Below are 17,895 nucleotides of genomic sequence, written 5' to 3' on the forward strand. Positions count from 1 at the left end.
GGCCCACCCCAGCAATGCCTGATTGGCTCCACCGTTACCCCCGGTGCCGCCGGAGCCGCCGTTCATGCCGATGCCGCCCGCCCCGCCGGCGCCGCCTATGCCGCCGGCGCCCCCGTTGCCGCCGAGGAAGCCACCTGAACCGCCGTTCCCACCGGGTCCGCCGGCCATGCCCGGAGCGCCGGTGCCGCCGGCCCCGCCGACACCGCCCCAGCCGAACAAACCGGCGTTCCCGCCGCGTCCGCCCGCTTGACCGACTGCCCCGGATCCACCGCTGCCGCCGTTGCCGATCAAAATCCCGCCGTCTCCGCCGCGTCCGCCACTCCCCGGCGCGGCATCGGCGCCGTTCCCGAGCAGCGGCCGCCCGAGCAAGATATTGGTGGGCGCATTGATGACGTCGAGGATGAGCTGCTCGATGGTCTGCAGCGGTGACGCGTTGAGAGCTTCGGCCGTCGCGTAGGCACTGCTGCCGACCGCAAGCGCCCGGACGAACTGCTCATGAAAGGCCGCCGTCTGCGCGCTGAACGCCTGATAGTCCTGTCCATAGCTGCCGAATAGCCGGGCGATGACCGCCGACACCTCGTCGCCGCCCGCGGCCAACACCTGGGTCGTGGAGGCCGCCACCGCGGAGTTGGCAGCCCGGATCGCCGACCCGAGCCCGGTCAATTCCTGCGACGCTGCCGCCAGAGCATCCGGTGCGGCGATCACGTAAGACGACATCAGCGGCTCCCATCACTCGGACCCGATTTGGCCTTCGGACAGTATTCGCGCAGCTTCTAACGAAAATCCACGGTTATTGGAAATTAAAATGGCCAATTTCATTTTCAATTCATTTTCCCGGGCGCCGTGCACAATTTCGGCTACACCCGGGGATGCGGCCCGCCGGCATGCACTGTTGCAGCCGGTAGTCGCGATTTGCCCGCGACATGGACAAAGTGCCCAGTCCCGCCCACACCGCGAAGACCCCCAGCCGGCCGGAACCGGCCTGGTCAGCAGCCTCCGCCGGGGCCATCCAGTCCGCTCATCGACATCGTCTGCGCAGTGGGAATTTCACTGGCGCACTTGAGAAGTCGCTACTTGGGCCGCACCTCGACGGCGACGGCCCACTATTGCACGGGATACCGCGCCGGCGCCGTCATTCTTTTCGGCACGCCGGAACGCTGCCCCGGTGCATTTTCGACATCCTGCACAAACCTTTACCGTAAATTGCCGCACGAAAAAGTTTGCAATGGACGTATTCGGGCCCGGCGACGCGGATCAGCGCGCGGCCGGCGGCAGCGCACCCCCGCCGACCGGGCGGTCAAACAAGGCGTCATCGACGCGGGAACCGTTGTGGGGGACCTGTTCGTACCGGGGACTATCACGATGAACGATGAATTCGACATAGGCGTCGTCGTCGTAGGCATCGTCATAATCGCCATAGTCGTCATAATCGCCATAGTCGCCATAGCCATCGACAGAGTCGCCACAGCCATCGGCAGAGTCGTCGTAGCCGGCAGAAGCGCGAGACCCGCCGGCGCGCACCGAACCTGTGAAGCCGACCAGAAAGAGCGCCGCAACGATCCCGAACAACGAGATGAACGCGGGCAGCAACGTCGATTGCGCCATCGCATCGGAGAATGGCTGGCGCAGGAACTCGGGCAGTTGCACCGTGGTGCTGTCCCGCACGGGTGATCCGCCGTCCGTCCCGGCTCCCGGCACCTCGGCGGCGATCCGCGAGGTCATGAACGCGGCCATGCTCGCACTGCCGAGCACCGCGCCCAGCTGCCGGGTGGCGTTGTAAACGCCCGAACTCGCGCCGGCCACATCGAACGACAGGTTGCGGGTCGCGGTGGTGGCCAGCGGCGTCCACACGAACGCCATCGACACGCCGATCGCGCAGTACGGCAACACCACTCGCCAGATGGGCGTGGCCGGATCCATCTCGAACGCCAGCCAGGTCAGCCCGATCGCCAGCAGCGAAAAACCGAAACCGAGCAGCGGCAGCGGATGCACCCGGTCGACGAGCATGCCCACCACCGGCGCCATCAGCCCGCTGCTGATCGCCATCGGCGCCATCAGCAAGGCCGAGCGAGTGGCCGTCAAGCCGCACACCGACTGCATGTAGAACGTCAGCGGCAGCATCCCCGCGGTCAGTGCGAACCCGATGACCACCACCCCGGCGTTGGACAGCGTGAAGTTGCGGTCGCGGAAGATGCGCAACGGGATCAGCGGCTCGCGCCGGTTGAGCGCCTGCCAATAGATGAACACCGACATGAACCCCACGCCGGCGACGATCACCGCCCAGATCCAGGGCTCCCAATGGGCGGACTGGCCCTGTTGCAGTCCGAAGACGATCAGAAATATGCCGGCCCCCGACAACGCCACCCCAAGCCAGTCGAACCCACGCGCCTGGGTGGGCAGCACCGGTAGCAGCCAGAACGCCAACACCAGGCCGACGACGCCGATCGGCACGTTGACGAAGAAGATCCATTCCCAGCCCAGGCTGTCCAGCAGCAGCCCGCCGACCAACGGCCCGACCAGGCTGGCTACGCCGGCGATGGCGCCCCACACGCTCATCGCCAGCCCGCGGCGCTGGGCGGGAAATATCTGCGTGATCGTCGACAACGTCTGCGGAGTGAGCAGTCCGGCGCCCACCCCTTGCACCACCCGCGCGGCGATCAGCATGCCGGCACTGCCCGACAGACCGCACCACAACGACGACACGGTGAACACCGCCAAGCCGATCAGGTACAGGTATTTGGTGCCGAACCGATCACCCAGCCGGCCGGCCACCAACAGCAGCACCGCATACCCCAGCAGATAGGCGCTGGTCATCCAGACGACGGTGTCGTAGTCGATGTGCAACTGAGCCATGATCGTCGGGTTCGCGATGGCGACGACGGTCGAGTCGAGCATGATCATGAAGAAGCCGATCATCATCGCCCACAGCGCGTGCCAGGCGTTGCTGTCGCCGGCCGCGCGGCTGGTCGCCGTGGTCATAAACACACCTCGCATCGTCGCCGGCCGTTGTCCAGCCTGCATTATTCCGGCTATTCGTCAACCGGGCGTTAGCCTAAAGGGACGCCATTGGCAGGAGAGAATATGAGCCTTCGACGAAGCCGGTCTTGGAGCAGCACTCGGGTCAAGTCTGAGCGCAAGGCTGAGCTGGACACGGAGCTGGCCGCCACCACGGGCCGGGCCAAAGCCTCCACCCGCGCCCTGGCGCAGGTCATCGAACGCAGTTCGCGGATCCAGGGCCCGGCCGCCGAGGCCTACGTCGACCGTTTGCGCCGCGCTCACCCCGGGGCCAGCCCCGCCGAGATCGTCACCAAGCTGGAGAAGCGGTTCGTGTCGGTGGTGACGGCCAGCGGCGCCGCCGTCGGTGCCGCGGCGACCTTCCCCGGGATCGGCACCATCGCGGCATTGTCTGCGGCCGCCGGCGAAACCGCGGTGTTCCTCGAAGCCACCGCGCTGTTGGTGCTGGCGCTGGCCTCGGTATACGGGATTCCACTCGACCACCGGGAGCGGCGCCGCGCCCTGGTGCTGGCGGTGCTGGTGGGCGACAGCGGCAAGAATGCCGTGGCCGAGGTGATCGGTTCGGGCCGCACCACCGGCGGCTGGGTGTCGGAAAGCATGGCCTCGCTGCCGCTGCCGGCGGTCTCGAAGCTGAACTCGAAAATGCTCAAGTACTTCGTCAAGCGGTTCGCGCTGAAGCGCGGCGCGCTGATGTTCGGCAAGCTGTTGCCGGTGGGCATCGGCGCGATCGTGGGTGCGATCGGAAACCGCCTGGTGGGCCGCAAGATCGTGCGCAATGCACGATCGGCGTTCGGCGCGCCGCCGGCGCGCTGGCCGGTCACCTTGCGCGTGCTGCCGCCGGTTCGCGACGCCAGCTAGCGCAGGGTTGCTCGGTCTGTCTGGCGGATCCCGGGCGAAGCGATAGCCTTTATGGGTCACCGCGTCGGGTGTGACGTGCCCAGCCAACCGGGATGCAAGCAGTCGCAGGACAAAAGAATCGAGGCGAACAGCGGCCGTGGCCAACATAAGTTCACCATTCGGGCAAAACGAGTGGCTGGTCGAGGAGATGTATCGCAAGTTCCGCGACGACCCCTCTTCGGTCGACCCGAGCTGGCATGAGTTCCTGGTTGACTACAACCCCGACTCGACGACCGACGCGGTTCCCGAACCTGCCCCGGCCAAGGCCCCGGCTGCCGCTCCCGCGGGTAACGGCACCCCGGCCGCGAAGGCCGCGCCTGCCGCGCCTACCGCGGCTCCGGCGGCTCCGGCGGCTCCGGCAGCTAAGCCGGCCGCTAAAGTGGCCACTCCCCCGCCCGCCGAGGGCGACGCGGTGCAGGTACTGCGCGGCGCCGCGGCAGCCGTCGTCAAGAACATGTCCGCGTCGCTGGACGTCCCGACCGCGACCAGCGTCCGCGCCGTCCCGGCCAAGCTGCTGATCGACAACCGGATCGTGATCAACAACCAGCTCAAGCGCACCCGCGGCGGCAAGATCTCCTTCACTCACCTGCTGGGTTACGCGCTGGTGCAGGCGGTCAAGAAGTTCCCGAACATGAACCGGCACTACGCCGAGGTCGACGGCAAGCCCAATGCCGTCACACCGGCGCACACCAATCTCGGCCTGGCAATCGACCTGCAGGGCAAGGACGGCAAGCGCTCACTGGTGGTGGCCGGCATCAAGGATTGCGAAAGCCTGCGCTTCGCGCAGTTCGTCACCGCTTACGAGGACATCGTCCGGCGCGCGCGCGACGGCAAGCTGACCGCCGAAGACTTTGCCGGCGTGACCATTTCGCTGACCAACCCCGGCACCATCGGCACCGTGCACTCGGTGCCTCGGCTGATGGCCGGCCAGGGCGCCATCATCGGCGTCGGGGCCATGGAGTACCCGGCGGAGTTTCAGGGCGCCAGCGAGGAGCGCATCGCCGAACTTGGCATCGGCAAACTGATCACCCTGACCTCTACCTACGACCACCGCATCATCCAGGGTGCGGAGTCCGGCGACTTCCTGCGCACCATCCACGAGATGCTGCTCTCGGATGCGTTCTGGGACGAGATCTTCCGCGAGCTGAGCATTCCGTACCTGCCGATCCGGTGGAGCACCGACAACCCCGACACGATCGTCGACAAGAACGCCCGCGTCATGGAATTGATTGCGGCATACCGCAATCGCGGTCACCTGATGGCCGACATCGACCCGCTGCGGTTGGACACCACCCGGTTCCGCAGTCACCCCGACCTCGAGGTGCTCACCCACGGCCTGACGCTGTGGGACCTCGACCGGGTGTTCAAGGTCAACGGCTTCGCCGGCGCGCAGTACAAGAAGCTGCGCGACATCCTCGGCCTGCTGCGCGACGCCTACTGCCGCCACATCGGCGTGGAGTACACCCACATCCTCGACCCCGAACAACAGGAATGGCTCGAGGAGCGGGTTGAGACCAAACACGTCAAACCGACTGTGGCACAACAGAAGTACATCCTGAGCAAGCTCAACGCCGCCGAAGCCTTCGAGACCTTCCTGCAGACCAAATACGTTGGGCAGAAGCGATTCTCGCTCGAAGGCGCCGAAAGCGTGATCCCGATGATGGACGCGGCCATCGACCAGTGTGCCGAGCACGGCCTCGACGAAGTGGTCATCGGGATGCCGCACCGCGGCCGGCTCAATGTGCTGGCCAACATCGTCGGCAAGCCCTACTCGCAGATCTTCAGCGAGTTCGAGGGCAACCTCAACCCGTCCCAGGCGCATGGCTCCGGCGACGTCAAATACCACCTCGGCGCCACCGGCATCTATCTACAGATGTTCGGCGACAACGACATTCAGGTTTCGCTGACCGCCAACCCGTCGCACCTGGAAGCAGTGGATCCCGTGCTGGAGGGCCTGGTTCGGGCCAAGCAGGATCTGATCGACGGCGGCGGCGAAGAGCGTTTCTCGGTGGTGCCGATGATGCTGCACGGTGACGCCGCATTCGCCGGCCAGGGTGTGGTTGCCGAGACGCTGAACCTGACGAACCTGCCCGGCTACCGCGTCGGCGGCACCATCCACATCATCGTGAACAACCAGATCGGCTTCACCACCGCGCCGGAGTATTCGCGGTCCAGCGAGTACTGCACCGACGTGGCCAAGATGATCGGGGCACCGATCTTCCACGTCAACGGCGACGACCCGGAAGCCTGCGAGTGGGTGGCGCGGCTGGCGGTGGACTTCCGGCAGCGGTTCAAGAAGGACGTCGTCATCGACATGCTGTGCTACCGCCGGCGCGGCCACAACGAGGGCGACGACCCGTCGATGACCAACCCGTCCATGTACGACGTCGTCGACAACAAGCGCGGGGTCCGCAAGAGCTACACCGAAGCCCTGATCGGCCGTGGCGACATCTCCATCAAGGAAGCCGAGGACGCGCTGCGCGACTACCAGGGCCAGCTGGAGCGGGTGTTCAACGAGGTCCGCGAGCTGGAAAAGCACGGCGCGCAGCCCAGCGAGTCGGTCGAGGCCGACCAGATGATTCCGGCCGGGCTGTCCACCGCTGTGGACAAGTCGCTGCTGGCCCGGATCGGCGACGCTTTCCTGGCCCTGCCCGACGGGTTCACCGCGCACCCGCGCGTGCAGCCGGTGCTGGAGAAACGCCGGGAGATGGCCTACGAAGGCAAGATCGACTGGGCGTTCGGCGAGCTGCTGGCGCTGGGCTCACTGGTGGCCGAAGGCAAGCTGGTGCGGCTGTCCGGCCAGGACACCAAGCGCGGCACCTTCTCCCAGCGGCATTCGGTGATCATCGATCGCCACACCGGCGTCGAGTTCACCCCGTTGCAACTGCTGGCAACCAGCAAGGACGGCACCCCGACCGGCGGCAAGTTCCTGGTCTACGACTCACCGCTGTCGGAGTACGCCGCGGTGGGCTTCGAGTACGGCTACACGGTGGGCAACCCGGAGGCCGTGGTGTTGTGGGAGGCGCAGTTCGGCGACTTCGTCAACGGCGCGCAGTCGATCATCGACGAGTTCATCAGCTCCGGTGAGGCCAAGTGGGGGCAGTTGTCGACGGTGGTGTTGCTGCTGCCGCACGGCCACGAGGGCCAGGGGCCAGACCACACTTCGGGCCGGATCGAACGCTTCCTGCAGCTGTGGGCCGAGGGTTCGATGACGATCGCGGTCCCCTCGACCCCGTCGAACTACTTCCACTTGTTGCGCCGGCACGCCTTGGACGGGGTGATGCGTCCGCTGATCGTGTTCACCCCCAAGTCGATGCTGCGCAACAAGGCCGCGGTCAGCGACGTGCGGGACTTCACCGAGATCAAGTTCCGCTCGGTGCTGGAGGAACCGACCTACGAGGACGGCATCGGCGACCGCAGCAAGGTCACCCGCATCCTGTTGACCTGCGGAAAGCTCTACTACGAGCTGGTGGCGCGAAAGGCCAAGGACAAGCGCGACGACATTGCGATCGTGCGGCTGGAACAGCTTGCGCCGCTGCCGCGGCGCCGGCTCGGCGAGACGCTGGATCGCTACGAGAACGTCAGCGAGTACTTCTGGGTGCAGGAGGAGCCGGCCAACCAGGGCGCGTGGCCGTCGCTGGGGCTCACGCTGCCGGAGGTGCTGCCCGAAAAGCTCAGCGGCATCAAGCGGATCTCCCGCCGGGCCATGTCGGCGCCGTCGTCGGGCTCGTCGAAGGTGCACGCCGTCGAGCAGCAGGAAATCCTGGACACCGCCTTCACCTAACCCCCCTCCTCTCGGCGAGCGTGCGCGTCTGTACAACGACACGCCGCGTCGGCCGGTATTTTGCGCACGCTCGCGAGGTGAGCCAACACAACTGGGAGTGTTGATGTCATACACGATGGTGGTCCCGGGGCTGTTAGATTCCGCGGCAAGGGATTTGGACGATATTCTGGCGCGCCTCACCGCGGCGAACTTCGCGGCCGCGCCCACCACCCGAGTGCTGACCGCCGGCGCCGACGAAGTGTCGCACGCGATCGCGGCGGTGTTTTCCCAGCATGGGCAGGCCTATCAGGCGCTCAGCAGGCAGCTGTTGACCGCCCAGGCGCAATCCGCCCAGCTCTTGAGCAAAGCAAGCGGTAGCTACGCGAGCGCTGAAGCCGCCAACACGTCGGCGTTGCAGACGCTCGAGCAAGGTGTGCTGGGAGTTGTCAACGCGCCCGCCGAAACGCTGCTGGGCCGTCCGCTGATCGGTAACGGCGCAAACGGGGGCCCCGGGCAGCCCGGTGGGGCCGGGGGCTTGCTGTTCGGCAATGGCGGCAACGGCGGGAACGGCGTGGCCGGCCAGGCAGGCGGCAACGGTGGAAGCGCCGGATTGCTCGGCAGCGGCGGCAACGGCGGGGCCGGTGGAGCCGGCGCGGCCGGCGGCAACGGAGGCAGCGGCGGGCTGCTGTACGGCAACGGCGGCGCCGGCGGCGCGGGCGGGACCGGCGCTGCCGGCGGCAGCGGTGGCAATGCCTTGCTGTTCGGCAACGGTGGCGCCGGCGGGCAAGGCGGCACGGGAGTCACCGGGGCCGACGGCGTCAACCCCGCGATCAACGGCCAAGCCGCTACCGGGACCAGGGGCATCGATGTCAACAGCGCCGGCGATGCCATTGCCACCAGCGGTCAGGGCGGCGCCGACGGCGCCTTCGCCGCCGTGGGGGGCAGCGGCGGCCTCGGCGGCTCCGCCGGCTCGACGGGCGGGAACGCTACCGCCGGAAACGGCGGCAACGGCGGAGTCGGCGGCATCGGCGGGTCCGGTGGCGATGGCGGCGGGGCGGTCACCCAATCGGGTACTGCCACAGCGGGTTCGGGTGGCGACGCCACCGTCGGAATCGCGTTCGGCGGCGCCGGGGGCACCGGCGGCAACGGCGGGCAAGCCATTTCGAACGCCGGAGGCCCCGCGTTCGGGGGTAACGGCGGCCTAGGCGGCGACGGCGGGACCGGCGCGTCTGGTGGCGTCGGCGGCGTCGGTGCCGCCGGCGGCAACGGTGGGCGCGGCGGTCTGCTGATCGGCAACGGCGGTGCCGGCGGGTCCGGCGGCACCGGCGGCATCGGAGGTGCCGGCGCAGTCGGCGGCCAGGGCGCCGTTGGTGGCGGTGGCGGGCTGGCCGACGCCGCCGCCGTGTCCGCGACCGGCGGTGCGGGCGGTGACGGCGGCAACGGCGGAAACGGCGGCAACGGCGGAAACGGGGGCGCGGGTGGTACGGGCGGAGCCGGCGGTGCGGGCGGACTTTTCGGTAACGGCGGGCATGGTGGCGACGCCGGTATCGGCGGCACCGGCGGCGTCGGCGGCGACGGGGCCGGCGGGGGTAACGCCGGCACCGGCGGTCAGGGCACGGCCACAACCGGCGACGGCGACGGCGGCGCGGGCGGCGACGGCGGCAACGGCGGCAACGGCGGCACCGGTGGCAATGGCGGCGCCAGCGGCGGCAGCGGAGTCGGGGGCTCCGGCGGGTTTTTCGGGCAGTCGGGCGCCAGCGGCAACGGCGGTCAGGGTGGCATCGGCGGTTCCGGCGGAGACGGCGGTGCATTTGGAGACCGCGCCATCGGAGGCTCTGGGTCGACGAAGTCTGGTGCCCCGGGCATCGACGGCATCGCGGGTGTCAACGGCAACTCCGGTCAGCACGGCTAACGCTTTTTGTTCGGCCCCGTGGTAAGCGGGACCACCGGTACCGGCTAACCTCGATCGCAACGAACTAGGGAGGCTGTTCATGGAGGGGTTCGCCGGAAAGGTCGCCGTCGTCACCGGCGCCGGATCAGGCATCGGACGGGCGCTGGCCCTTGAGCTGGGCCGCTCCGGCGCCAAGCTGGCAATCAGCGACGTCGACACCGAAGGACTGGCCGAAACCGAGAAAATGCTGAAGGCGATCGGCGCGCCGGTCAAGGCCGACCGGCTCGACGTCACCGAACGCGAGGCGTTCCTCGCCTACGCCGACGCGGTCAACGAACACTTCGGCAAGGTGAACCAGATCTATAACAACGCCGGCATCGGCCACACCGGCGACGTCGAGGTCTGCCAATTCAAAGACATCGACCGCGTGATGGACGTCGACTGGGGCGGCGTGCTCAACGGCACCAAGGCATTCCTGCCCTACCTGATCGCCTCCGGGGACGGCCACGTCATCAATGTGTCCAGCGTCTTCGGGCTGTTCTCCTGCTCGGGGCAGGCGGCGTACAACGCGGCGAAGTTCGCCGTCCGCGGTTTCACCGAGGCACTGCGCCAGGAGATGATCCTGGCCGGCCATCCGGTGGGCGTGACCACCGTGCATCCCGGCGGCATCAAGACGTCAATCGCCCGCAACGCGACCGCCGCCGAAGGCCTGGACGCTGAGGAGCTGGCCAAACTGTTCGACAAGCGGGTGGCCCACACCAGCCCGGAGCGGGCGGCGAAGATCATTCTGGCCGCGGTGCGTAAGAACAAGGCGCGGGTCCTGGTCGGTCCGGACGCCAAGGTGCTCGACATCGTCGTGCGGTTGACCGGTTCGGGATACCAGCGGCTGTTCATGCCGGTGCTGGGCCGGTTGGTCCCCGCTGCGCACCGCTGAGCGTCAACGCCCCAGCGGATGCTCCGCCAGCCACGCACCGGCCACCGCCTGCGGGTCGGCGCCGGCGGCCACCTTGCGGCGCATGTCGGTCAGCGCCGCGGTGTCCAGCACGCCGGCCACTTCGTTGATCGCCAGCAACTGCCGGTCGGTCAGGGCGTTGCGCCGGTAGAGCGGAACCACGTTCTCCGCGCGGATCAGCGCGTCCTTCCCGTCGGCCAGCACCACCAGGTCGGCGGGGATGGCCGGGTCGGCGGTGGTGGTCCACGCCGCGGTCAGCTCACCGCCCCGCAGTGCGACGAACATGCTTGTGTCGTCAGGGAATTCACGCGGCGCGGGTAACCGGCAAGTCCCCACTCCCGATGGCGGGGCGGCGCCACTGATGCTGCCGACCACGAGTCCGTCACAGTGGCGCGGCAGCAGGTTCACATCGCTGCCGCCCCAGGCCTGGGCGGTGGCCGCGGTTACCACCAGCGCGGGCTTGTCCTCGGCGGCGGTGGTGTAGTCGCCGGCGGCCACACCTTCGGGCAGCGCGGAATTCATCGCTTGGTAGACCTGCTTGTCAGACAGCGCCGATGCGCCCGGCTGCAAACTCATCAATACCTGGCCGGTAAAGGCGGGGGCGACGGTGAAGGCCCCGGAGTCCAGTTTCGCCATCGGGTCGGCCGCGGATGCGGGGCGCGCGGCAAAGCCGTAGGACCGCAGCGCAGCGACATAGATGCCGGCCAGCAACTTCGACTGGGCGTCCGGCCCGGATCCCACCACCAGCTCGGAGCGCTGGCTTTCAGCTGCACAACCGGCCACCGCGAGCAGCAGGGCCAGCAACGGGGCCGCCAGCCTGAGGATTCTCACCCCGCGGTGTCTGAGGCGAAGGCCACCGCCGCCGCGACGGCTTCCACCACCCGCAGATCCAGTGGGCTCGGGACGATGCGGTCCAGCGCGAGGTCGTCGCTGGCGACGGAGTAAATCGCCTCCGCGGCGGCCACCATCATCTTTTCGGTGATCTGGCGCGCTCCGGCGTCCAGCGCCCCACGGAACACTCCGGGGAAGGCCAGCACATTGTTGATCTGGTTCGGGAAATCACTGCGGCCGGTGGCCACCACCGCCGCGTACTTGGCCGCGATTTCGGGATGGATTTCGGGGTCGGGGTTGGACAGCGCGAACACGATTCCGTCCGGCGCCATGGTGGCAATGCATTCTTCGGGAACCACACCGCCCGACAGCCCGAGGAACACGTCGGCTCCGTCGAGCGCTTGAATCAGCCCGCCGGTGCGACCGTCGGGATTGGTGCGTTGCGCCAGATCGGCCTTCACGCTGTTCATGTCGGTGCGCCCGGCCTGCAGGATGCCTCGCGAATCGAGCACGGTGATATCCGAAACTCCCATGGCCATAAGGAGATTCGTGCATGCGACACCTGCCGCCCCGGCTCCCGAAACCACTACCCGCACCGAGGACATGTCCCGGCCGAGCAACTTGGTGGCGCCCATCAGCGCGGCCAGCACCACGATCGCGGTGCCGTGCTGGTCGTCGTGCATCACCGGGCAGTCCATCGCTTCGATGACACGTCGTTCGATCTCGAAGCAGCGCGGCGCCGAGATGTCCTCGAGATTGACCGCGCCGAACGTCGGCCGCAGGCGGATCAGCGTTTCGACGATCTCGTCGGGATCCTTGGTGTCCAGCACGATCGGGATCGCGTCCAGGCCGGCGAACTGCTTGAACAGTGCACACTTGCCTTCCATCACCGGCAGCGACGCCGCCGGCCCGATGTCGCCGAGGCCCAGTACCGCGCTGCCGTCACTGACCACGGCCACCAGCCGGTTCGCCCAGGTGTAGCGGGCAGCCAGGGTGCGATCGGCGGCGATCGCGCGGCTCACCTGGGCTACGCCCGGGGTGTAGGCGATCGACAGGGCGCGTTTGGTGTCCAGCGGTGCCTGCAGCGCTACCGAAAGCTTGCCGCCTACGTGGGCGTCGAAGATCTCGTCGTTTCCGATGGCGTTAGGTGTCGGTGGGTCGATTTTTGGCACGGGTTCGAGGGTACGTGGCCTGATCCCGTCCAGACCGACGGGTTAGCGGGCGGGCCGACGGTTGCCGAAGAAATGCATTGTCTATGTCTTTGATCAAATCGTGGATTTCCTGGGAGGAATAGTCGAGCCCGGTGGATCGGCGTGTTACGCGACTTGCTGGTCGCCTGCTGGTTCGTCGGATCGTTCGATGAGCTTGAACGCCATCGCGACTCCGGCGGCGCGCGAGCCAGGTCACTTGGTGACCCGCTGGCGCAGCCGAGCGGCGACGAAGGTCGACTCGATCGATGCGCTCGGTGATCTTGGCAATCGCCTTGGGTCAGTTGGCACAGTGCTGCTCGGCTCGATTCGGGGCGGTCTACCGCAGCGGTTTACCCGGTAGGCCGGGTACCAAGCCTCGACTTCACACTCCGCGCCTGCGGCCGCAATGATTGATTAATCGTTTAATCAATCATACGATGGGCCGCATGGGCATGCGGCAGCAACAGGCGTCGCGGCGCCGCGAGCAATTGGTTGACGCTGCCTTGACCGTTTTCGCGGCCAAGGGCGTCGATGGGGCATCGATTAAGGACATCGCCTCGGCGGCGTCGGTGACGCCCGGGTTGTTGTACCACTACTTCAGTAGCAAGGAGGCCTTGGTAGTCGCGGTTCTCGAGGAGCGTGGTTTCGTGCCGCAGTTGCGCGATCTACTGAGCCAACGAGCCGATGAACCGGCGTCCGTTGTGCTACCCGAGCTGGCCAAGGCATTCGATGACATGCTCACCGCCAACGCCGACCTCGTGGCGGTCTTCTTCTCGGCCAGCCACGCCAACGCGGCCGCGGGCCAGGCGTTACGCCACTTCGTGGTCACCGGCCAATCCCTGCTCGAGTCCTACCTGCAATCCCGCGCAGCTGCTGGTGAGCTCGACGCGGATTTGGTCGGCGTCGCCGCTCGCACGCTGTTCGCCGCCGTCGCGCTCGGTCATAGAACCGGCCAACGCGTCAACTCCGATGATCTTGTTCAGCTGATATTGAGCGGTCTCGCTCGCGGATAGGAGGCCACGATGGTCGACGAATCAGTTCAATGTTGTGTTGTGGGTGGGGGCCCGGCGGGAATGATGGCCGGCGTGCTGCTCGCACGCCAAGGCATCGAAGTGCTTGTGGTCGAGAAGCATCGGGACTTTCTGCGCGACTTTCGCGGCGACACCATACACCCGTCCACGCTGGAACTCATGTACGAACTCGGCTGGGCGGACGAGCTCCTGAGTCTGCCTCACACGCAAATGCCTGACGTCACGGTCAGCATCGACGGCACCGCGGTCACCTTCGCCGACTTCCGCAAGCTGAAGGTGCACCACCCTTTCATCGCGTTCATGGCGCAATGGGACTTTCTTGACTTCCTCGCCGAGAAGGCCTCGCAGATGCCCAACTTCCGACTGTTGCGCAGCACCCAGATGTCCGACCTTCTCGTCGAAAACGACCGGGTAACAGGCATTCACGCGACTGGTGAAGAGGGCGAGATCAAAATTCGGGCCGACCTGGTGCTGGGCGCCGACGGTAGGCACTCCACCACACGCGCTAAGGCTGGCCTGCAGCCCATCGCGAAATCCGCTCCGCTGGATGTGCTTTGGTTCCGCCTGCCACGCCAATCCACCGATGACGTACCGTTCTTCCAGGGTGGTCAGGGCGCGCTCATCTCGATCAACCGCGGCAAGTACTGGCAACTGGCCTACGCCATCCCCACCGACGCATTCGCCGAGTTGCGACGAGCCGGACTCAGCGAGTTTCATGCCCGAATTGCGGCATTGGCGCCGTGTCTGTCTGACCGCGTGACCCAGATCGACGACTGGGACCAAGTCCACCAGCTGACCGTTCGAGTGGACAGGTTGACACGCTGGTACCGACCGGGATTGTTGTGCATCGGCGACGCCGCGCATGCGATGTCACCGGCGGGCGGAGTCGGCATCAACCTGGCCATCCAGGATGCCACGGCGACGGCCAATCTGTTGGGGCCGGTTCTCACCACTGGCGCACCCGCCGAGCGTGCCTTGCGACGGGTACAGCGCCGCAGAGATTTGCCCACGCGAATCACCCAGGCGTTCCAGACGGCGGTGCTTCGCGATTTGTATCCCAGGAACTTGTCGGACAACACCACCACCCACGTTCCACCGGTGGTACGGGTATTCCGTTGGCTGCCAGCACTTCGCCATGTCGTCGGCCGGGTCATCGGCCTTGGCGTTCGTCCCGAGCACGTGGCGAAATGATTACGGGCACCCAAAGGACCCGACGGGCTTGACAACTTGGCCGGGAACGGCGGTAACGCCGACGCCGGCCGCAACGGCGTCAACCCCGGCATCGGTGGCGGTGACGGCGGCATAGGCGGTGACGGGCTGGCAGTCAGCAGCACCACCCCGTCTCCGGAGGCGCGGGCGGAGCCGGCGGCAGTGGCGGCCGCTTCGCGAACGGGGGCGATGGCGGCGCCGGTGGATTAGGCCAAAGCACCCCGGCTCTGGACGCCAACGCCACCGGGGGCAGTGGTGGTGCCGGCGGCGCGGGCGGCACCGGCGGCCTCGGCGAGGCCGCCGGCTTTGGCGACACTACGGGCGGCGCCGGTGGTGCCGGTGGAACGGGCGGGATCGGGGGCGCCGGCGGCGACGGCGGCAAAGGCTGTGACGCCCAGTCGGCTTTCGGGTAAAGGCACCGGTGGCAACGGCGGCGACGGAGGTACTGGCGGTGTCGGCGCCTCAGCCGGCGCCCGGGGTGCCGGGGGCTTCGGTGGGGCCGGCGATCGCGGTGGGCTACTGACCGGCATGGGCGGCGACGGCGGCATGGGCGGCAGCGGCGGCGCCGGCGCCGCCGGCGCCGGTTTCAACCAGGGAACGCCGGGTGCCCCCGGCGCTCAGGGCGCAACAGGCACCAATGGCCAGCACGGCCAAGACGGCTGACCAGCGCCGCTCGATCAATCGCGGCGACCCGCTGCGCCCGGCTCCACCGCGCTTGCGATCGCCGCTCGATCAATCGCGGCGACCCGCTGCGCCCGGCTCCACCGCGCTTGCGATCGCCGCTAGATCAGCTTCAGCTCGGTGACCGCGTTGCGCTCGTCGACCAGCTCGGCGGTGGACTTGTCGATGCGGCCGCGGGAGAACTCGTCGATCTCCAGGCCCTGCACGATCGACCAGTTGCCGTCCTTGGTGGTCACCGGGAACGACGAGACAATGCCCTCCGGCACGCCGTAGGAGCCGTCGGAGTAGACCGCCATCGACACCCAGTCGCCGTCCGGGCTGCCCAGCAGCCAGGACCGGGCCGCGTCGACCGTCGCCGACGCGGCCGAGGCGGCCGAAGAGGCGCCACGTGCATCGATGATCGCCGCGCCACGCTTGGCGACGGTGGGGATGAAGTCATTCTCGATCCACGCCTGGTCGTTGACCACCTCGGCGGCGTTCTTGCCGCCCACCTCGGCGTGGAAGATGTCGGGGTACTGGGTGGCCGAGTGGTTGCCCCAGATGGTGACTTTCTTGATGTCGGTGACCGCGGCGCCGGTCTTCTTGGCCAGCTGCGAGATCGCCCGGTTGTGGTCCAGCCGGGTGAGCGCGGAGAACCGCTCCTTGGGAATATCGGGTGCGTTGCTCAACGCGATCAGCGCGTTGGTGTTGGCCGGGTTGCCCGTCACGCCGATGCGGACGTCGTCGGCGGCGACTGAGTTCAGCGCCTTGCCCTGCGCGGTGAAGATCGCGCCATTTGCCTCGAGCAGGTCGCCGCGCTCCATGCCCGGGCCGCGCGGACGGGCCCCCACCAGCAGCGCCAGGTTCACCCCGTCGAAGATCTTGTTCGCATCCGCGCCGATCTGCACCCCGGACAGCAGCGGGAACGCGCAGTCGTCGAGCTCCATCACGACACCCTCGAGCGCCTTGAGCGCGGGTTCGATCTCAAGCAGGCGCAGCTCGATCGGGCGGTCGGGGCCCAGCAGCGAGCCGCTGGCCAGACGGAACAACAGGCTGTAGCCGATCTGACCGGCGGCACCGGTGACGGCGACCTTTAGCGGACTAGCGCTCACGTCGGTTTGCTCCTATGGAGGTCATGCGGATGGGGTTCGCGTCGAAACTAGCGCACCACGCCGCCGCGCAAATCTCCGGTCCGCTACCAGCACGCTTCGTCGCGCTCCGTTACGCCAGGACGCGTACCATGGACCACCGCCCGGCCAGAGCTGAGCTGCGATCGGAGGGTTGACGTGTTTCCAGGATTCGACGCATTGCCTGAAGCTCTCAGACCCGTCGCGCGGCCCAAGGTGCACGAACCGCACGAGCATCCCGTTGGCGGCCGGGTCGAAGCCCTGGTCGACTGCGGTGTCTACGTCGACGGCCACCGCTTGCCCGGCAAGTATCCCTACGCCGAGGCGTTGGCCAAGGTGCGCGAAGTCGCGCGCGCCGGCGGCGGCCAGACCGAGCAGACAGAGCCGTGCGCATTCGTCTGGATCGGCCTGCACGAGCCGGACGAGGCCCAGATGCAGGAAGTGGCAGACGTTTTCGGGCTGCACCCGCTGGCCGTCGAAGACGCTGTGCACGCCCATCAGCGGCCCAAACTGGAGCGATACGACGACACGCTGTTCTTCGTGCTCAAGACGGTCAATTACGTGCCGCACGAATCGGTGGTGCTGGCGCGCGAGATCGTCGAAACCGGCGAGATCATGATCTTCGTCGGCAAGGACTTCGTCGTCACGGTCCGCCACGGCGAGCACGGCGGACTGCACGAGGTGCGCAAGAAGATGGATTGCGACCCCGAGCACCTGCGGCTGGGGCCCTATGCGGTGATGCACGCCATCTCCGACTACGTGGTGGACCACTACCTCGGCGTGACCACCTTGATGGAAGACGACATCGACAGCATCGAAGTGGTCGCGTTCGCCCCCGGCCGCAAAATCGACGTCGAACCGATCTACCTGCTCAAACGCGAAGTGGTCGAGCTGCGCCGGTGTGTGGCCCCGCTGTCGGGGGCGTTCCAGCGCATGCAGACCGAGAACAAGGACGTGATCTCCAAGGAAGTTCGGCGCTACCTGCGTGACGTCGCCGACCACCAGACGGAGGCCGCCGAGCAGATCGTGGCCTACGACGACATGCTGAACTCGCTGGTGCAGGCCGCGCTGGCCCGCGTCGGCATGCAGCAGAACATGGATATGCGCAAGATCTCGGCGTGGGCCGGTATCGTCGCGGTGCCCACCATGGTCGCGGGCATCTACGGGATGAACTTCAAGTTCATGCCCGAGCTCAACGAGCAGTGGGGCTACCCGGTGGTGGTCAGTGCGATGGTGATGATCTGTGTGCTGCTCTACCTCAGCTTCCGCAAACGCGACTGGCTCTAACGACCGCGGATCGAGTGGGCACCCCTGGCTTCGAGCGTGCAC

At 67.4% G+C, this 17,895-nt stretch carries 14 protein-coding genes; 9 read left to right on the forward strand and 5 right to left on the reverse strand.

What is annotated here, in order from left to right:
- Nucleotides 1-717, reverse strand: a 717-nt coding sequence (locus BST12_RS18620) for a PE family protein (protein ID WP_139801767.1), incomplete at its 3' end; no start/stop codon positions are given.
- Nucleotides 718-1,254: 537 nt separating this feature from the next.
- The gene (locus tag BST12_RS18625) at nucleotides 1,255-2,979 is read right to left on the reverse strand and encodes a DHA2 family efflux MFS transporter permease subunit (RefSeq protein WP_083114653.1); all 1,725 of its coding nucleotides are present in this window, start codon (nucleotides 2,977-2,979) and stop codon (nucleotides 1,255-1,257) included.
- Between the two features lie 102 nt (nucleotides 2,980-3,081).
- Here BST12_RS18625 and BST12_RS18630 point away from each other — a divergent pair, with 102 nt between their 5' ends.
- From BST12_RS18630 to BST12_RS18645, 4 genes are all read left to right on the forward strand, one after another.
- Entirely contained in the window at nucleotides 3,082-3,873 is a 792-nt protein-coding gene (locus BST12_RS18630) for a hypothetical protein (RefSeq protein WP_083114615.1), read from the forward strand.
- A gap of 136 nt (nucleotides 3,874-4,009) precedes the next feature.
- Nucleotides 4,010-7,696: a multifunctional oxoglutarate decarboxylase/oxoglutarate dehydrogenase thiamine pyrophosphate-binding subunit/dihydrolipoyllysine-residue succinyltransferase subunit gene (locus BST12_RS18635; protein ID WP_083114616.1), complete on the forward strand. Its 3,687-nt coding sequence runs from the start codon at nucleotides 4,010-4,012 to the stop codon at nucleotides 7,694-7,696.
- A gap of 103 nt (nucleotides 7,697-7,799) precedes the next feature.
- Nucleotides 7,800-9,587 (forward strand): PE family protein, encoded by a 1,788-nt coding sequence (locus BST12_RS18640; RefSeq protein ID WP_083114654.1) that lies wholly within the window; start codon nucleotides 7,800-7,802, stop codon nucleotides 9,585-9,587.
- Nucleotides 9,588-9,666: 79 nt separating this feature from the next.
- Nucleotides 9,667-10,500 (forward strand): SDR family NAD(P)-dependent oxidoreductase, encoded by an 834-nt coding sequence (locus BST12_RS18645; RefSeq protein ID WP_083114617.1) that lies wholly within the window; start codon nucleotides 9,667-9,669, stop codon nucleotides 10,498-10,500.
- A gap of 3 nt (nucleotides 10,501-10,503) precedes the next feature.
- Here BST12_RS18645 and BST12_RS18650 read toward each other — a convergent pair whose 3' ends face one another.
- Entirely contained in the window at nucleotides 10,504-11,349 is an 846-nt protein-coding gene (locus tag BST12_RS18650) for a glycine betaine ABC transporter substrate-binding protein (protein ID WP_083114618.1), read from the reverse strand.
- Complete coding sequence (locus BST12_RS18655; protein WP_083114619.1) at nucleotides 11,346-12,521, reverse strand: NAD(P)-dependent malic enzyme; 1,176 nt, start codon at nucleotides 12,519-12,521, stop codon at nucleotides 11,346-11,348. Before BST12_RS18655 ends, BST12_RS18650 begins: the two co-directional genes overlap by 4 nt.
- Before the next feature lie 464 nt (nucleotides 12,522-12,985).
- Between BST12_RS18655 and BST12_RS18665 the strand changes: the two genes are divergently transcribed.
- The 4 genes from BST12_RS18665 to BST12_RS32065 are packed head-to-tail and all read left to right on the forward strand — an operon-like array spanning nucleotide 12,986 to nucleotide 15,442.
- Nucleotides 12,986-13,552 carry a TetR/AcrR family transcriptional regulator gene (locus BST12_RS18665; protein WP_170062150.1) on the forward strand — a complete coding sequence of 189 codons (567 nt, stop codon included), beginning with the start codon at nucleotides 12,986-12,988 and terminating at the stop codon, nucleotides 13,550-13,552.
- Nucleotides 13,553-13,561: 9 nt separating this feature from the next.
- Nucleotides 13,562-14,761 (forward strand): FAD-dependent oxidoreductase, encoded by a 1,200-nt coding sequence (locus BST12_RS18670; protein WP_083114622.1) that lies wholly within the window; start codon nucleotides 13,562-13,564, stop codon nucleotides 14,759-14,761.
- A gap of 36 nt (nucleotides 14,762-14,797) precedes the next feature.
- A complete protein-coding gene (locus BST12_RS18675; RefSeq protein ID WP_083114623.1) occupies nucleotides 14,798-14,989 on the forward strand; it encodes a hypothetical protein in 192 nt (63 codons plus the stop codon).
- Between the two features lie 48 nt (nucleotides 14,990-15,037).
- Nucleotides 15,038-15,442, forward strand: coding sequence for a hypothetical protein (locus tag BST12_RS32065; protein WP_170062151.1), 405 nt, complete (start codon nucleotides 15,038-15,040; stop codon nucleotides 15,440-15,442).
- Nucleotides 15,443-15,561: 119 nt separating this feature from the next.
- Here BST12_RS32065 and BST12_RS18685 read toward each other — a convergent pair whose 3' ends face one another.
- Nucleotides 15,562-16,551, reverse strand: coding sequence for a malate dehydrogenase (locus tag BST12_RS18685; protein ID WP_083114624.1), 990 nt, complete (start codon nucleotides 16,549-16,551; stop codon nucleotides 15,562-15,564).
- Nucleotides 16,552-16,725: 174 nt separating this feature from the next.
- Between BST12_RS18685 and corA the strand changes: the two genes are divergently transcribed.
- Nucleotides 16,726-17,853: a magnesium/cobalt transporter CorA gene (gene corA / locus BST12_RS18690; protein ID WP_083114625.1), complete on the forward strand. Its 1,128-nt coding sequence runs from the start codon at nucleotides 16,726-16,728 to the stop codon at nucleotides 17,851-17,853.
- Nucleotides 17,854-17,895: the final 42 nt, after the last annotated feature.

Origin of the sequence: Mycobacterium angelicum, from assembly GCF_002086155.1 — a bacterium.
In the GTDB taxonomy this organism is placed as follows: Bacteria; Actinomycetota; Actinomycetes; order Mycobacteriales; family Mycobacteriaceae; genus Mycobacterium; species Mycobacterium angelicum.

Bases quoted from the DNA above. Each gene is read 5' to 3' on its own strand.
- BST12_RS18625 (WP_083114653.1), bottom strand. From the start codon at position 2,979: ATGACCACGGCGACCAGCCGCGCGGCCGGCGACAGCAACGCCTGGCAC.
- BST12_RS18630 (WP_083114615.1), top strand. From the start codon at position 3,082: ATGAGCCTTCGACGAAGCCGGTCTTGGAGCAGCACTCGGGTCAAGTCT.
- BST12_RS18640 (WP_083114654.1), top strand. From the start codon at position 7,800: ATGTCATACACGATGGTGGTCCCGGGGCTGTTAGATTCCGCGGCAAGG.
- BST12_RS18645 (WP_083114617.1), top strand. From the start codon at position 9,667: ATGGAGGGGTTCGCCGGAAAGGTCGCCGTCGTCACCGGCGCCGGATCA.
- BST12_RS18665 (WP_170062150.1), top strand. From the start codon at position 12,986: ATGGGCATGCGGCAGCAACAGGCGTCGCGGCGCCGCGAGCAATTGGTT.
- BST12_RS18670 (WP_083114622.1), top strand. From the start codon at position 13,562: ATGGTCGACGAATCAGTTCAATGTTGTGTTGTGGGTGGGGGCCCGGCG.